Raw genomic sequence first — 15,628 nt, 5'->3', positions numbered from 1 at the left:
CTGCCACCGCGACAAAGGTGGTGGGTTACGCCTTGCGGCTAACCCACCCTACGAGATCGAGTTCGTGGAGCACTCATGCGACGCGTCGTCTTTGCAAGGACTTGGATGCTGTCGCTCGCGATGTTCGCAGCCGCGCCAGCGTCCGCCGAGATCCGCATCATCCAGTCTCCGGGCGGACGAGTTGGGCCGTTCCTCGAATTGTTCGAGCAGGTGCGCGAGTCGGGCGAGCGTGTGGTGATCGACGGGCCCTGCCTGTCCGCCTGTACGCTGGTGCTGAGTCTGGTGCCCGGCGAACGCATCTGCGTCACCAAGCGCGCAGTGCTCGGCTTCCATGCCGCCCGCTCGGTCGACCGGCAGGGCCGCTTCTATGCCGAACCGGAGGCCTCCGAAGCGGTGCTGGAGGCCTATCCGGCGCCCGTGCGCAACTGGATCAGAAGCCGCGGCGGACTGACGTCGCGGCTATTGCTGCTGAAGGGCCGCGAGCTCGCCGCGATCTACCCACGGTGCAGGTGAGTGTTGCACTGTCCTCTCCCCTTGCTTGCGGGAAAGGGCAGCTCAGCGGTCGCGCGGCGGCAGTTTGCTTCACATCCCTTCCGCCGGGCAGTTCACCATCCAGGGGATGCCGAACTGGTCGACGCACATGCCAAAGCCCTTGGCCCAGAACGTCTTGCTGAACGGCATGGTGACGGTACCGCCATCGGCGAGCGCGTTGAACTTGCGTTCGGCATCGGCCACGTTGGTGATCGTCAGCGAGATCGAGAAGCCCTGCGGCTTCTGCGAATGCTCCGGCGGCGCGTCGGAGGCCATCAGGACGCTGCCATCGGGAAGCGACAGGCGCGCATGCATGATGGTCTTTTCGCGGCCGGGTGCCGCCGGCATCTCCGGCGGAGCGTCGGAGGCGCGCAGCATCGCCTCGACCTTTCCACCGAGCACGCGCGCATAATAGTTGAACGCGGCTTCGCACTTGTCCTGGTAGAACAGGTATGGATTGAGCATGTTTCTCTCCTTGACGTGAGGCTTCTACTTCTCGGTGAGCTTCTTCAGATTGGCGAGGCCGGTCTCGAAATCCTTGCCGATCATGTTGTCCATGTTGACGAACACCTGCATCAGCTTGGACAGGAACGGGGCCGGACCGTACATCGCCCATGTGACCAGTGTTGCACCGCCTTGCGGCACAAACGTGAACTCGGCGATGTTGTGACCCTCGAAAGGACGCTCGAAATCAAGCTTGATGCGAAGCTTCGACGGCGTGCTCGCTTCGAGAATTTCCATGCGACCGGCGCCGATGTCCTTGTTCCCGTCCCAGGCATAGGTCGCGCCCTTGCCCTGCGCGGTGCCGCCGAACGTGCGCTTCATGCCGGGATCGCGCCCGTCGTAGGGCGACCAGCTCGTCCAGCGCTGGAAATCGGCGATGAGGGGGTAGATGGCATCGGCCGGCGCCTTCACGGCGAGCGTGCGTTCGACGCGAAACATGTCCGGCTTGGTGGCGGCGAAGACGAGAATGCCGGCGATGCCGGCGGCAAGCACAATGGCGACAATGGCAACAGCTTTCAGCATGACGGGCTCCCTTCGATTGGCCTAAGGACGAAGGAGAGAGCGCAAGACCGACAGACGCCGGTGATTTTTTCGCCCCCTACCGCGCGTCATGGCCGGGCTTGTCCCGGCCATCCACGTCTTAGCGCGGACGTAAAGGACGTGGATGCCCGGGACAAGCCCGGGCATGACGATCCGGAGAGATGTTCGCTCTACTTTGCCTTGGACGCTTTCGGCTGGCTGTCCCTGATCAGGCGATCGAGATGCATGCGAATGTGGGCCGCCTCGGCCGAGGTGTTGGCGAGTGCGATGGCACGGTCGAAGGCGACGCGGGCTTCCTCAAGGCGGCCGAGCTGCATCAGGAAGGCGCCGCGCACGCCGTAGAAATGGAAGTAATTGGCAAGCTTCGGCGCGAGCGGTTCGATCAGCGCGAGCGCGGCCTCCGCGCCGCGCACCTTGGAGACCGCGACCGCGCGGTTGAGCGTCACCACCGGAGAGGGCTGCACGAGCTCGAGCGCGCCATAGAGCAGCTCGATCTGCGCCCAGTCGGTTTCCTCGGGCGTCGCCGCACGGGCGTGCAGCGCCGCGATCGCCGCCTGGATCTGATAGGGGCCGCTCCTGCGATGGCGCATCGCCTTGTCGATCAGCGCGAGCCCCTCCGCGATCATGGTGCTGCTCCACAGCGAGCGGTCCTGATCCTCGAGCAGGATCAGCGAGCCGTCGGCTGCAAAGCGCGCCGCGCTGCGCGCATGCTGCAACAGCAACAGCGCGGCGAGCCCCATGATCTCCGCCTCGCCTGGAAACAGCCGCAACAGCAGCCGCGCCAGCCGAATCGCCTCCTCGCATAGCGGCTTGCGGATCTCGGCCGTGTCGCCGCTCGCCGAATACCCCTCGTTGAAGATCAGGTAGATCATTGCGGCGACGGCCGCGAGCCGTTCGCCGCGCTCGACCGCGCCGGGTGCCTCGAACGGCACACCGGCATCCGCGATCTTCGCCTTGGCGCGGGTGATGCGCTGCTCCATCGCGGCTTCCGAGACCAGGAAGGCGCGCGCGATTTGCTTCACGGTGAGGCCGGAGACGATACGAAGTGCGAGTGCGATCTGCTGCGTCGCCGGCAGATCCGGATGGCAGCAAATGAACATCAGGCGCAGGATATCGTCGCGATAGTGCGCGCCGTCGAGCCGCTCGGCGAGCTTCCCTTCGGCGTCATCGAGATCCGAGATCGCCTGGTCGTCCTCCGGCAGCGGCTGCTGCTTGCGCGCGCGGCGCACCTCGTCGATCGCAACGTTGCGGCCGACCATGATCAGCCAGGCCGCGGGATCGCGCGGCGGCCCGTTCTGCGACCAGGTCTTCAGCGCGCGCAGGCAGGCATTCTGGAACGCTTCCTCCGCGGTATCGAGGTCGCGGAAATAACGCAGCAGCGCGCCCACCGCCTGGGGCCGCGCCGAGGTCAGCGCGGTCTCGATCCAGGCGGCGTCGGTCTCGCTCACGTCAAATTCCCTCCCGGCCTGAACACGCCGACGGGACGCACCTCATAGGCGCCGCCCGGATTGGCTGCGCCGAGATCGCGCGCGACGTCGAGCGCATCGTCGAGGTTCTTGCAATCGACGATGTAGAAACCGAGCAACTGCTCCTTGGTCTCGGCATAGGGACCGTCGAGCACCAGCGGCGGGTCTTCTTTCCGCAACGTCGCGGCCGCCGTGGTGGGCAGGAGCCGCGCGACGGGACCGAGCCGGCCCTGCTTGGTGAGCTTGTCCTGCACCACGGCGAGCTTTTTCATCACGGCTTCATCCTGGTCCTTGCTCCAGGAGCCGACGAAATCCTCATCGTGGTAGCAAAGGATGGCATAGAGCATGGGCACGTCCTGTTTTCTCTTATTGTAAAGACGACGCACTATGCCCTGCCCCGACACGGCTTGCGGAAATTTTTTGCAGGAAATGTCCGCGCGTTCGTGCCAAGGAGGGCCCTGAACGGGAACTCGATGGGACATGACGAATGACTAAAGGCGCGCTGGCACTCCTGATCAACAGCAGGCAGCAGAACTGGCTGCCGGAGCGCTGGAAAGCGCGATTCGAGGCGGTCTGCGGCAAGCGGCGCGTGGTGCTGCTGCCGGATCCGGACCTCGACCTGGCCGAAGTGCACTATGCCGCGGTTTGGAAGCCGGTTCCGGGCGATCTCAAGGCCTTCCCGAACCTGCGCGCGATCTTCAATCTCGGCGCCGGCGTCGACGCGCTGATGGCGGACAACAGCCTGCCGGACGTCCCGCTGGTCCGCGTCGCCGTGCCCGATCTCACCGGACGTATGACCGAATATGTCGTGCTTCACGTGCTGATGCATCATCGGCAGGAGCTTTACCTGCGGCAGTCGCAGCGCGAGAAAACCTGGGAGCCGAAGTATCAATGGCCGGCAAGCACCGTCACGGTCGGCATCATGGGGCTCGGCACGCTGGGCGCGGACGCCGCCGACGTGCTGCGCCGGTTCGGCTTCCGCGTGGTGGGCTGGAGCCGCAGTCCGCGGAGCGACGAGGGTGTGGAGTCTTTCCACGGCGCGGATCAGATGGAGGCGTTCCTGCGCGCGACCGACATTCTGGTCTGCCTGTTGCCGCTGACACCACAGACGCACGGCATCCTCAACCGCGAGGTCTTTGCGAAGCTCAACCGTAGCAGCCCGCTCGGCGCGCCGGTCTTGATCAATGCCGGCCGCGGCGGGTTGCAGAACGAGGACGACATCCTGGCCTGCCTCGACGACGGTACGCTCGGTGCCGCCTCCCTCGACGTGTTCGTCGAGGAGCCTCTGCCGGCGAACAGCCGCCTCTGGAGCCATCCGAAGGTGGTGGTGACGCCGCACAATGCGGCCGATACCGATGCCGATGCAATCTCCGCATATGTCGCGGAGCAGATCGCGCGTTTCGAAGCCGGCGCTGCACTGGAGAATGTGGTCGATCGGACGCGCGGCTATTGAAGCGTGGCTGGCGGGACGGTCAGCCCTAGCGGCGAGCGCCGAAAGCCAGTGGCGACGCACCCGGCGGCAGCGGCGAATTGATGTCGCTGTCGACCAGTCCGGACGACTGCTGGGTGAAGCTCGCGCCGAACGACAGGCTGAGATTCGACGTCGGTCGGAATTCGATCCCCGCATTGGCGCGATAGCCACCCGGCAGCGTTCCCGTGGTGGAATCGAAAGGCGTGATCGGACCGCCGGTCCCGAGATTGTATTTCAACGTGTCAAAGCCGGTGTAGATCGTCACCGGTGCATTCGCGAAGTTGTAGCCGAACTTCACGCCATCGGACGACAGCGAGCCGTAATTGCCGAACGCCCTCGCATGATCGAAGCCATTCATGCTCCACGCCGTGCTGTCGCGTGAGCTGCTGAGAAACCAGCCTTTTGGGAACTTGGATTGCGGATCGCTGGCGTCGAAAGCCGGATTGTCGCCCCAGCCCATCAGCCCGCCCGAGTTCATGTAGGGCACGGGGACAGCCTGGGCGTGGGCCGTTCGCCCGCCCAGAGAGGGCGCCACCAAGACCAATGCGAGGCCTAAACTGCGTGCGAAAATCAACATCCGTGCTTCCGTCGTCTGCGCGGGAATTATACGCGCCAGACGTTGGGAACGCCAGAACCGCACGGCACCATTCAGAGGTCGATCACGACATAGGCATCCTCGACGGCGACCGGAAATCGCTCCGCCACATAGGGGCCCATCACGAGGTCGGAGCCGGCCTCAAGCTTCACTTCAAAACTTCGCACCTTCGTGCGGCGCGGATCGCACCAGGATTGGCCAGTCGCCATATCGAACTCCCAGCCGTGCCAGGGACAGCGCAGGAATTCGCCGCGACGCTCCAGGCGATAGTCGCCAGGGCCGGACGATTGGCTGAGGCCGGTCACCACGCCCGAGCAGATCGCCGCCCCACCGTGCGGACAGCGGTTGAGCAGCGCATACAGGCGCCCCTCGACATTGAACACGCCGATCTCGCGCCCGTCGACGACGACGACCTTGCGCGCCCCGGGCGGCAGCTCGGCTGCCGGGCAAACCACACGGCGGCTCATGCGAGGCCATACAATGCCATCGCATTGTCCCTGAAGATCTTGCGACGCTGCTCCTCGGTCATCGGAAATTTGAACGCAAAGGACGGATTGTCATAGTCCCAATGCGGATAGTCCGATGAATAGAGCAGCCGATCCCAGCCGATCCAGTCGATGATCTCGACGATGTGGCGCGACTGCGCCGGCTCCTCGATCGGTTGCGTCGTCCACCAGATGTGTTCGCGCAGATATTCCGAGGGACGCCGCTTGAGATGCGCGACCTCCTTGCGGAATTTCTCGAAGTGCTTGTCCATGCGCCAGGCCAGCGCCGGGGCCCAGCCGAAGCCGCCCTCGACCAGCACGACCTTCAGTTTTGGGAAACGCTCGAACACGCCCTCGATGATCAGGCTGCTGGCCAGCGCTTCCATGCAGGCCACGAAGACATAGTGCTCCTGCAAATAGAAGGTCGGCCAGCCCGAGCCAGTGGAGGGATGGCCGCCATTATAGCCGACCGGATGCAGGCCGATCGGCAGGCCGGCACGCTCCGCCGCCTCATAGATCGGCCAATAGCGCCGATGGCCCAGCGGATCCGATGGCCGCGACGACAGCATGATCTGCACATAGCGGCGATCGCCTGCGCAGCGCTCGATCTCGGCGACAGCCGCCTCGGGAAATTCCTGCGGCACAACAATGCCGGCGCGAAGACGCGGCTCCTCGCGCACCCAACGATCGATCTGCCAGTCATTGGTTGCGCGCGACAACGCCGCCGCAAGCCCGGGATTGCGCTCCTCCATGCCGCCCTTGCTGAGCGCCATCAACAGACCGAACTCTACATTGACGGGATCGAGATGCTGCTTGCGCAGGAGATCGAGATCGGATCCCGCAGGGCCACCACCTTCAGGAAGCGAATCAGCACGCATGCCAGCCGCCATCATGCGCGGATACATCAGCCCGTTCGGCAGCGCCTGCCGCACATGCACGCCATGGGTCTGGTAGTGCTCGCGCCAGCGCGGCTCGAGATAGGGCAAGAGTTCGGCGGGCGTACGGTGCGCCGGATGGATGTCGCAGTCGACGACTGCGAGCGTCTGGCGGGCCTTCTGTTCGACGAAAGGCGCGTTCATCTGACGTCCTCCTTCGCATGGTCGGCGGCAACGGCAACCGCGCACTGCGCCAGGCGGGGATAGGTCGCGAGCGCATTGTCGACGAGAATCCGCTGGAGTGAGTCGGGCGGCAGCCCGTCCGGCAGCACATCCTCGCCGTCGAACTGCCAGTGCGGATAATCGGTTGAGAACAGCAGCACCGCGTCGGAACCGATGCGATCGATCGTCTGGGCGACCGCCGCCGCATCCGGCGCATCGAACGGCTGGATGGAGAAGCGCAGGTGCTCGCGGATGATCTCGGACGGCCAGCGATCGACCCAGGGCACTTCCGGCCGCGCACCACGCCAGGTCTTGTCGGTGCGCCACACGGTCATCGGCAGCCAGCTCACACCAGACTCGAGCATCACGACCTTGAGGCGCGGAAAGCGGCGGAACACGCCTTCGGCGACGAGGCTGATCGTCTGGTTGGCGAAAGCCTGCGCCTGCGCCACGTAGTCCTCGAACTGGTAGGACGGCCAGCCCACGATCGTCGGTGCATAGCGATAGGTGCTGCCCGCATGCACGGCGATGACGAGCCCATGCCGTTCGGCCGCCTCATAGAGCGGGAAGAACTCGCGCCGGCCGAGCAGCTTCTCGCCCATCACGGGCAACAGCACCTGCACGAAACGTCGGTCCGGCGCGAGGCGCTCGATCTCGGCGGCGGCCTGCGCCGGATCCTGCGGCGTCACCAGGATCGAGCCACGCAGCCGCGGTTCGCGATCGAGCCATTCGGCGCGAAGCCAGTCGTTCACCGCGCGGCAGATCGCCGCCGCCAGATCATCATTGTAGAGCGCGATCGCACCGTGGATCACGTTGGCGATACCGAAGCGGAGATCAAAGGCGTCGAGCACATGAGTGCGCAGCGTATCGAGATCGCTTCGCCCCGCCTGCGGCGCGCGCCAGTCGGTCCGTACGCTGATCGGGGCGTTCGGCGGGTAGCTCATCGTGGCGAACTGCGTGCGATCGATCGCGCGGTTGCAGATCTGGTCGCGCCAATAGTCGTCCAGATGAGGCAGAAGCTGCGCCATGCTCGGCATCGGCGGGTGCAGGTCGCAATCGATCGCCCCTGCGAATGGCATTTTCATTTCAGCACTCCGTTGCTTTCAATCCGGCCAGCGCGACGGCGGCTATGCCGGCGCGGCCTGATCGACCTTGCGCGCCGCCGTATGCCTGCGCTGCGAGACTCCGAGCACGAGCACGCAGCACGCCACGACGAGCGGCGGCATCGCTGCGAGCAGGAACAGGTTGGAAAACGGCAGATGCTGCGCAATCAGGATTCCGGCGACCAGCGGTCCGCTGATCGAGCCGATCTTGGCGACCGACAACGCCCAGCCGACGGCGGTCGTGCGGTTGGTGCTGGAATAGAACTGGCCGACCGAGCTGTTCAGGCCCTGGTGACCACCCACCACGAAGAAGCCGACGCAGACCATCGTCGCAAGGTAGGTGCTGTCGCCAAGACCGGCCCAGCCAAGCGAAGCGACCAGCGGCGAGGCAATCAGCGGCACGATCGCAATGGCGATGACGCCGAAACGATCGAGCACCCGGCCAATGGTGAGGCCGCCGACGGCGCCGCCCAGGCTGAACACGGTCAAGCCCAAGGCAGCCTGCGCGGGCGTGTGCCCCGACGCCTCCGCCAGGATCGGCGTCCAGCTATTGAGGAAGAACATCGTGATCGAGCTTGCGATATAGGCCACCCACAGGAACGGCGTGATGACCGCAAGCCGTCCGTCGAACAGTGTGGCGAGTTGCGACAGGAGCCCCGTTCCGGCGCTGCCAGCTTCATCGCGAAGGACGAAGCGCGTCGTCGCCTGCGCCCGGAGCGAGGGCTCGATCCGGTTCAGGATGCGGGCGACTTCCGCGGGCTCGCGATTGCGTGCCACGAGGAACTTGATCGATTCCGGAAGCGCGAAGTAGCACAGCGCGGCCCCCAGGAGTGGCAGCACGCCGCCGATCCAGAACACGATGGTCCAACCGAACTGCGGTACGAGACCGGCGGCGATGAAGCCACCGATGCTGCTGCCAGCGACATAGCCGACCATGATGATCGCGACCGCCGTGCCGCGGTACCGGCTCGGCGCATATTCGAGGTTCAGCGCGTAGCACAGCGGCGACAATCCGCCGATGCCGATGCCGGCGAGGAAGCGAAGCACGATGAGGCTGGTGATGTCGCTGGCCCAGACCGTCGCGAGTGTGAAGCCGCCGAACACCAGCATCGAGGCCACGATCGAGAGCCGCCGGCCGATGCGATCGCCGAGCGATCCAAACACGAGGCCGCCGACGAGGATGCCGAAAATGCCTGCGCTGAAGACGATGCCGAGCGCCGCCCGCTCGATGCCCCAGGCACGGATGATCGAGGGCGCGGCGAAGGCCATCGCCTGAAGATCGTAACCGTCCAGGAACATGATCGTCGTCGACAGCATCAGGACGGTAAAGACCAGGCCGTTGCGGCGCTGGCGCTCGATGACATCGGTGACATCGATGACGTCAGGTGCGCTCATTGCTCGTTCCTCCGCGTTGCCGTTTCGCTTGTTTTGGTGACGGCTTGTCGCGCCCGGGAGCCTATTTCCTTCCAGATCGAGTGAGAATAAGCTATTTCGCGCGATGATCTTTTCCGGATTGGATTAAATGACCGATAGCCTTTTGAATATGAAGGCGTTTCTGGCGACCGCGCGGGCCGGCAGCTTCTCCGAGGCGGGCCGGCAGCTCGGGGTGGCTCCGTCCGTCATCACCAAGCGGGTCGGTCAATTGGAATGGTCGCTGAAGGCCACGTTGTTGCGGCGGAGCACCCGTCGACTGGCGCTCACCGAAGTCGGCGAGCGCTATCTCGACGCCATCCGCCAGATCGTCCGCGAATACGACGAGATGGCCAAGGGGATCATGCGATCCCCGAATGAGCTCGAGGGCCAGTTGCGCATCAAGGCGCCGGCATCACCGATGGTCATCGACCTCGCGCAACTGCTGTCGTCGTTTCAGATCAAGTATCCGCGCGTGACGCTGGACGCGGTGCTGGTGGACCGCACGGTCAATCCGGTCGAGGAAGGCTTTGACATCGTGCTCACCATGATGCCGTCGTCCTTCGACGGCGTACTCGAGGAGCCCTTGCACGTGTTCGAACGCGTGCTTTGTGCCGCGCCCTCCTATTTGGCGCGGCGTGGCCAGCCCCGGCACGCCCGCGATCTCGTCAATCACGACTGCATCGTGTTTTCGCCGATCGGGCCGGCCTGGACCTTCGAAGGCCGCAATGGCGTGACGACGGTAGCGGTTCGGCCGCACCTCGTGACCAACAACAGCGCGCTCGTGATCGACAGCCTGTGCGCGGGCAGCGGAATAGCGATCGTGTCACGCACCGCGGCGGCGGATCGGCTCAAGTCCGGCGCGCTCGTCGAGCTGCTCCCGCAACTTCAGATCCCTGATCTCTGGCTCAAGGCGCTGGTCCCGGCGACGCGCTCCAATCTCGCGCGTGTGCAGACCCTGCTGGGCTCCATTCGCGATGCCTTCCGGGAGGCCGCGATATCGGTGGCGGCACCCGCGCGGGAGTTGGGGTAGCCACACTCTCGCTGTCGTCCCGGCGAAGGGTTAGCCTTTCACCCCCACCATCATATCGATCGCCCCCTTCACGATCGCGTCGAGCTCCTTGCGCGGGACGCGGGCGCGGGAGCGGATGGCGATGGTGTGGATGGTGGCGGAGGCGAGCTGCGCCAGCACGACCGGATCGGCACTCTCCGGCAGCTCGCCCTTCTCCCTGGCGCGGCGGAAGCAATTAGCAAAAGCCTTGTCGAGCTCGGTGAGGCCTTCCAGCACCATGGCGCGGATCTCGGGATCGCCGACAGCTTCGGATGCCGCGGTCACCACCGTGAAACAACCGCGCGGGCCGGTCTCGCCGGAGAGATAGATGGCGAGCGCGGACGCGAAGATGCGCTCCAGCCGCTCGCGCAACGGCAGATCCGCACGAAAGATCTCCACCATCGATGCGCGCGCCTGCTCGCGGTAACGCTGATAGCTCTTGATGTAGAGCTCGCGCTTGTCGCCGAAGGCGCCGTAGAGGCTTGGCCGGTTCATGCCGGTGGCCTCACTGAGATCGTCGAGCGAGGTTGCGGCAAAGCCCTGCGTACGGAACAGGTCGAGCGCCTTGCCGAGCGCGACGTCGGGCTCATAGGCGCGCGGCCGGCCGCGGCGCTTCGGCGCCTTGGGTGCGGCGGCAGGCGGATCTTTTGATTTTTGTACCATATCGCAAATTATCCTTGACCGTCTCCATATTATGCGGAACAGTACAAAAATCAATCCGGCCGGGTTGCAACGCAAGGTCAAACGACACCACGCCCAAGGAGGCACCCCATGGATCTCTATTTTTCACCGCTCGCCTGCTCAATGGCGACCCGCGTCGCGCTGTATGAAGCCGGCGCGGAGGCGAACTATCTCGAGGTCGATTCACCGACCAAGACCGTGCTGAAGGACGGTTCCGACTTCCGTACCGTGAACCCGATTGGCCTCGTGCCGACGCTGCGCACCGACGAGGGCGTGGTGCTGACGGAGAACGCCGCGATCCTGCAATATGTCGCGGACCGCTTTCCGCAGTCCCACCTCGGCACCGGACCGGGCATCGACCGCTCGCGGCTGCATCAATGGCTGTGCTTCATCGGCACCGAGCTGCACAAGGGGTTGTTCATCCCCGTGCTGGATCGCAAGTCGCCGCAGGAGAGCAAAGCCTACGCGCTGGAGAAGAACCTGTCGCGACTCGATTATGTCGAGAACCACCTGAAGGGCCGCGAGTTCCTGCTCGACCACTTCACCGTCGCCGACGCCTATCTCGTCACGGTGATCAACTGGACCATGGCGACGCCGCCGATCGAGCTGGCGAAATGGCCGAATCTGAAGGCCTATTACGAGCGCCTCAAGCAGCGCCCGTCGATCGCGAAGGCAATCACGGAGGAGTTCGAACTGTACAAGTCTGAGCAGGCGCGGCGGAAGGCGGCGGCATAGATCCAAGTTGAACGGTGATCGGCGACTCGTCCCGGCCAAGGCCGGGACGAGTCGCCTCACAACAGAAACGCGAGCGCAGCTTCGCAGCGCTCTTCGACCTTCAGCGTCAACAGATCGTCCGCGCGGGTGCGTCCGAGATTGACGGCAGCAATCGGAATGTTCTTGCGCGCTGCCATCTGCACAAAGCGAAAGCCGGAATAGACCATCAACGATGAGCCGACGACCAGCATGGCATCGGCCTGCTCCAGATGTTCTTGCGCTGTTGCCACGACCTCGCGCGGCACGCTCTCGCCGAAGAACACGACGTCCGGCTTGAGGGTGCCGCCGCAGGATTGGCAAGCGGGCACGTTGAACGATGAGAAATCCTCGTGCTCGAGATCGGCATCGCCATCGGGCGCATCCGCGGCATCGAGTGAGAGCCAGCCTGCATTCACGCGGCCGAGGGCACGCTGGAACGCATCGCGCAGCGTCTTGTCGCCGCATCGCATGCAGCGGACGAGATCGAGCCGTCCGTGCAGATCGATCACCTGCCGGTGACCTGCCGACTGATGCAGCCGGTCGACGTTCTGGGTCAGCAGCATCTCGCACTGCCCGTTCGCCTCGAGGCGAGCCAGCGCATGATGCGCGTCATTCGGCATCGCCTGGCCGAACCGCCGCCAGCCGATCAGGCTGCGCGCCCAGTACCGCTGCCGCGTGCGCTCATCCCCCATGAAAGCCTGGTAGTTGACCGGCTGGGTCCGCTTCCAGTTGCCCTGGCTGTCGCGATAATCGGGAATGCCGGAATTGGTGCTGCAGCCTGCCCCGGTCAGAACGAAGAGACGCTGGTGCCGGCCGACGAAATCTTCGAGCGGACGTGTTGCCATGCCCACCGATGTAGTCTGCTTCGATCGGATTTGCCAGATGAGCGCAAGACGATGCTGCGCTGCGGCCCGCGCCCGCCGACGAAATTGTGACTATCGGCCCTGCCCCGGACGGCTCATGATGAAATGGCGCCGACCTGCAACGCAATCCGGGGCACACCATGACGCCAGTCGCGATTCCGCCCGCCGCCCATCGCCGTCATCAACCCTGGTACAAGATCCTCTACGTCCAGGTGCTGATCGCGATCGCGCTCGGGATACTGGTCGGCTATTTCAATCCCGACCTCGGCAAGGAGCTCAAGCCGCTGGGTGACGGCTTCATCGCATTGATCAAGATGATGATCGCGCCGGTGATCTTCTGCACCGTGGTGCATGGCATCTCCTCGATGGGCGATCTCAAGCGGGTCGGCCGGGTCGGGCTGAAGGCGCTGGTCTATTTCGAAACGGTCTCGACGGTGGCGCTCGCGGTCGGCCTGCTCGTCGGCGAGGTCCTCCAGCCCGGGCACGGCTTCAACATCGATCCCGCCACGATCGATCCGAAGTCGGTCGCAACCTACGTCACCAAGGCCAAGGAAGAAGGCATCGTCGCCCATCTGATGGCGATCATCCCGGACAGCTATGTCGGCGCGATCGCGCGCGGCGACATCCTCCAGGTGCTGCTGATCTCGATCCTGTCGGGGTTTTCCATCGCCTTCCTCGGCAAGGCCGGCGAGCCGATCGTCGACGCCGTCGACAAGGCGGCAAAGATGTTCTTCGGCATCATCCGTATCGTCGTGCGCGTCGCGCCGATCGGCGCGTTCGGCGCGATGGCCTTCACGGTGGGCGCCTATGGCCTCGGCTCACTGCTCAACCTCGTCGCGCTGATCGGCACGTTCTATCTCACCAGCATCCTGTTCGTGCTGATCGTGCTCGGCGCGATCGCGCGGGTCGCCGGCTTCTCGATCCTGCGTTTCATCGCCTACATCAAGGACGAGCTCTTGATCGTGCTCGGCACCTCGTCATCGGAAACGGTGCTGCCGCAGATGATCCAGAAGATGGAGCATCTCGGCGCCTCGCGTTCCGTTGTCGGCCTCGTCATCCCGACCGGTTACAGCTTCAACCTCGACGGCACCAACATCTACATGACGCTGGCGACCCTGTTTCTGGCCCAGGCGACCAATACCAATCTCACGATCTGGCAGGAGCTTGGCATTTTGGGCATCGCCATGATCACATCCAAGGGCGCCTCGGGCGTGACCGGCGCCGGCTTCATCACGCTGGCGGCGACGCTCTCCATCGTGCCCGACATCCCCGTGCAATCGATCGCGATCCTGGTCGGCATCGACAAGTTCATGAGCGAGTGCCGCGCGCTGACCAATCTGATCGGCAATGGCGTCGCCTGCGTCGTGATCAGCATGTCCGAGGGCGAACTCGATCGCAACGCGCTGCACGAGACCATGGCGCATCCGCTGGAGATGGGCGAAGCGCTGGAGCCGGGTGGCGGTGGCTAGCGAAGGCCGGGCTCGCCGAGATCGATCCTTCGCGTGACGTCGATCGCCTGCAAAAACGACTCATCGTGGCTGACGACGAGCAGAGCGCCGTCATAGGCTCGCAAGCCCGCCTCGACAGCTTCGATGGAGGCGATGTCGAGGTGATTGGTCGGCTCGTCCAGGATCAGCAGAGGCGGCGGCGCCGCGCCGCCGAGCACGCAGGCGAGGCCTGCGCGCAGCAATTGACCTCCGCTCAGGCGCGCAACGACCTGCAAGGAAGCATCTGCACGAAACATGAAGCGCGCCAGCGCGGCATGGCAGGCGTTGGTCTCGGCCCTGGGATTGAGCCGCCGAAAATTTTCGAGCACGGAGGCGCGCGAATCGAGGAGGCTGACGGTCTGGTCGAACATCGCGAACTTCGTCCTGACGTGCACACTCCCGGACAAGGGCGGCAATTGTCCGGTGACGAGCTTGAGCAGCGTCGTCTTGCCGGAGCCGTTGGGCCCGACCAGCGCGACGCGCTCCGGGCCGACGATGGCGAATGACAGTTTGCGCAGCAGCGGCCGCTCCGGGCGATAGCCGGCACTGACGTCAACGACCGAGAGCACCTCCCGGCCCGCAGGCAGATGCGTCGACGCGAGCTTTACTGATAGCGGCTGAAGGATCTCGATGCGCTGGCGCGCGGTGCCGAGCGCATCGAGCGCGTCCGCCCGCCGTCGCTCCGTGACCTGCGCGCCCTTGCCGCCGCTGTCCTCGCTGCGGTCCTTGCGAGCGCCGGCGAGGATACGCGGCATGTCGCCCTTGGCGCGCTTCTTCGCGCCCGCGCTGTCCTTGCGCGTCTTGCGCTCGACGGCGGCTTGCGCCTTGTCGTCGAGCTCGCGCAAATGCCTTTCCGCATGCGCGAGGTCGTGCCGGGCCGCAGCAAGCTCGAGCGCCTTCTGTTCGCGAAAACTGCTCCAATTGCCGCCGTATCGCGCGGCGCCGAGCGAGGTCAGCTCGACGATGGCATCCATGGTCTCCAGCAGCTCACGATCATGGCTGACGACGATGGCGCCGCCGCGCCATGCGGCGAGCAGACCGGTCACGGCCTTGCGCCCCTCGCGATCGAGATTGTTGGTCGGCTCGTCCAGCAACAGAAAGTCCGGCGCCGTGACGACGAGTGCCGCAAGACGCGCCCGCGTAATCTGGCCGCCCGACAGGAGCGCGAGCTCCGTGTCGGCGGAAGCATCGAGCCCGACACGAGCCAGCGCCTCGGCGATTCGCGTCTCGAGCGTCCAGTCGACCTCGGCAAGCTCGTCGGCCGTGGCGTCGCCACGCTCGGCACGGCGAAGCAGCGCGAACGCCTCTTGCGCACCGAAGAGGTCAATGATCGCGGCGCCCAGCGCAAGTTGGACATCCTGGCGCAGCAGCCCGATGGTTCCGTTGACGACAACGCGGCCGGACTGCGAGCTCAAACGCCCCAAAATTGCGGCGAGCAGCGTCGTTTTGCCGACGCCATTGCGGCCGACGAGGCCGGTGCGCTCGGGTCCGAAGGTGAGATTGACGTTTTGGAGAAGAGAGCGACCGTCAGGCGTAGCCAGTGACAGATCGGACAGGATGATCGAAGCAGGCATGAGATTCCCCGTGAGCA

17 protein-coding genes are annotated in these 15,628 nt (G+C 64.9%); 5 read left to right on the top strand and 12 right to left on the bottom strand.

The features are described 5' to 3' along the window. Window positions 1–105 precede the first annotated feature (105 nt). Window positions 106–513 (top strand): hypothetical protein, encoded by a 408-nt coding sequence (locus Q3C01_RS32900; RefSeq protein ID WP_458149448.1) that lies wholly within the window; start codon window positions 106–108, stop codon window positions 511–513. A gap of 69 nt (window positions 514–582) precedes the next feature. Here the strand turns inward: Q3C01_RS32900 and Q3C01_RS32895 are convergent, their stop codons facing one another. From Q3C01_RS32895 to Q3C01_RS32880, 4 genes are all read right to left on the bottom strand, one after another. Further along, window positions 583–996, bottom strand: a complete 414-nt coding sequence (locus Q3C01_RS32895) for a VOC family protein (RefSeq protein ID WP_284268424.1) — start codon at window positions 994–996, stop codon at window positions 583–585. Between the two features lie 24 nt (window positions 997–1,020). Next, complete coding sequence (locus Q3C01_RS32890) at window positions 1,021–1,557, bottom strand: SRPBCC family protein (RefSeq protein ID WP_458149429.1); 537 nt, start codon at window positions 1,555–1,557, stop codon at window positions 1,021–1,023. Window positions 1,558–1,745: 188 nt separating this feature from the next. Next, entirely contained in the window at window positions 1,746–3,023 is a 1,278-nt protein-coding gene (locus Q3C01_RS32885) for an RNA polymerase sigma factor (RefSeq protein ID WP_458149428.1), read from the bottom strand. Continuing rightward, window positions 3,020–3,388: a YciI family protein gene (locus Q3C01_RS32880; protein ID WP_458149427.1), complete on the bottom strand. Its 369-nt coding sequence runs from the start codon at window positions 3,386–3,388 to the stop codon at window positions 3,020–3,022. Before Q3C01_RS32880 ends, Q3C01_RS32885 begins: the two co-directional genes overlap by 4 nt. A gap of 140 nt (window positions 3,389–3,528) precedes the next feature. On the opposite strand from Q3C01_RS32880, the gene Q3C01_RS32875 reads away from it, so the two are divergent. Then, window positions 3,529–4,494: a 2-hydroxyacid dehydrogenase gene (locus Q3C01_RS32875; RefSeq protein ID WP_458149426.1), complete on the top strand. Its 966-nt coding sequence runs from the start codon at window positions 3,529–3,531 to the stop codon at window positions 4,492–4,494. Window positions 4,495–4,519: 25 nt separating this feature from the next. Here Q3C01_RS32875 and Q3C01_RS32870 read toward each other — a convergent pair whose 3' ends face one another. The 5 genes from Q3C01_RS32870 to Q3C01_RS32850 form a co-directional block, all read right to left on the bottom strand. Beyond that, complete coding sequence (locus Q3C01_RS32870; protein ID WP_458149425.1) at window positions 4,520–5,089, bottom strand: hypothetical protein; 570 nt, start codon at window positions 5,087–5,089, stop codon at window positions 4,520–4,522. Between the two features lie 71 nt (window positions 5,090–5,160). Then, entirely contained in the window at window positions 5,161–5,574 is a 414-nt protein-coding gene (locus Q3C01_RS32865; RefSeq protein ID WP_458149424.1) for a Rieske (2Fe-2S) protein, read from the bottom strand. Beyond that, a complete protein-coding gene (locus Q3C01_RS32860; protein ID WP_458149423.1) occupies window positions 5,571–6,671 on the bottom strand; it encodes an amidohydrolase family protein in 1,101 nt (366 codons plus the stop codon). The genes Q3C01_RS32865 and Q3C01_RS32860 overlap by 4 nt, the downstream gene beginning before the upstream one ends. Next, entirely contained in the window at window positions 6,668–7,774 is a 1,107-nt protein-coding gene (locus Q3C01_RS32855) for an amidohydrolase family protein (protein ID WP_458149422.1), read from the bottom strand. The genes Q3C01_RS32860 and Q3C01_RS32855 overlap by 4 nt, the downstream gene beginning before the upstream one ends. Window positions 7,775–7,816: 42 nt before the next feature. Next, window positions 7,817–9,187, bottom strand: a complete 1,371-nt coding sequence (locus Q3C01_RS32850; RefSeq protein ID WP_458149421.1) for an MFS transporter — start codon at window positions 9,185–9,187, stop codon at window positions 7,817–7,819. A gap of 127 nt (window positions 9,188–9,314) precedes the next feature. On the opposite strand from Q3C01_RS32850, the gene Q3C01_RS32845 reads away from it, so the two are divergent. After that, window positions 9,315–10,235, top strand: a complete 921-nt coding sequence (locus tag Q3C01_RS32845; protein ID WP_458149420.1) for a LysR family transcriptional regulator — start codon at window positions 9,315–9,317, stop codon at window positions 10,233–10,235. A 30-nt stretch (window positions 10,236–10,265) separates the two neighbouring features. Here the strand turns inward: Q3C01_RS32845 and Q3C01_RS32840 are convergent, their stop codons facing one another. Then, on the bottom strand, window positions 10,266–10,916 hold the full coding sequence (locus Q3C01_RS32840; protein ID WP_458149419.1) for a TetR/AcrR family transcriptional regulator: 651 nt from the start codon (window positions 10,914–10,916) through the stop codon (window positions 10,266–10,268). 108 nt (window positions 10,917–11,024) lie between these two features. On the opposite strand from Q3C01_RS32840, the gene Q3C01_RS32835 reads away from it, so the two are divergent. After that, the gene (locus tag Q3C01_RS32835) at window positions 11,025–11,669 is read left to right on the top strand and encodes a glutathione binding-like protein (protein ID WP_458149418.1); all 645 of its coding nucleotides are present in this window, start codon (window positions 11,025–11,027) and stop codon (window positions 11,667–11,669) included. A 56-nt stretch (window positions 11,670–11,725) separates the two neighbouring features. Here Q3C01_RS32835 and Q3C01_RS32830 read toward each other — a convergent pair whose 3' ends face one another. Beyond that, window positions 11,726–12,538 carry an NAD-dependent protein deacetylase gene (locus Q3C01_RS32830; protein ID WP_458149417.1) on the bottom strand — a complete coding sequence of 271 codons (813 nt, stop codon included), beginning with the start codon at window positions 12,536–12,538 and terminating at the stop codon, window positions 11,726–11,728. A gap of 152 nt (window positions 12,539–12,690) precedes the next feature. On the opposite strand from Q3C01_RS32830, the gene Q3C01_RS32825 reads away from it, so the two are divergent. Further along, window positions 12,691–14,019, top strand: coding sequence for a dicarboxylate/amino acid:cation symporter (locus tag Q3C01_RS32825; RefSeq protein WP_458149416.1), 1,329 nt, complete (start codon window positions 12,691–12,693; stop codon window positions 14,017–14,019). Here Q3C01_RS32825 and Q3C01_RS32820 read toward each other — a convergent pair. After that, window positions 14,016–15,611: an ABC-F family ATP-binding cassette domain-containing protein gene (locus Q3C01_RS32820; protein ID WP_458149415.1), complete on the bottom strand. Its 1,596-nt coding sequence runs from the start codon at window positions 15,609–15,611 to the stop codon at window positions 14,016–14,018. The two genes, Q3C01_RS32825 and Q3C01_RS32820, sit on opposite strands and share 4 nt — an antisense overlap. Window positions 15,612–15,628 lie beyond the last annotated feature (17 nt).

Source organism: Bradyrhizobium sp. UFLA05-109, assembly GCF_054185165.1.
Note: the sequence above shows the minus strand (reverse complement) of the source record. Positions and strands in the feature narration are given on the sequence as shown.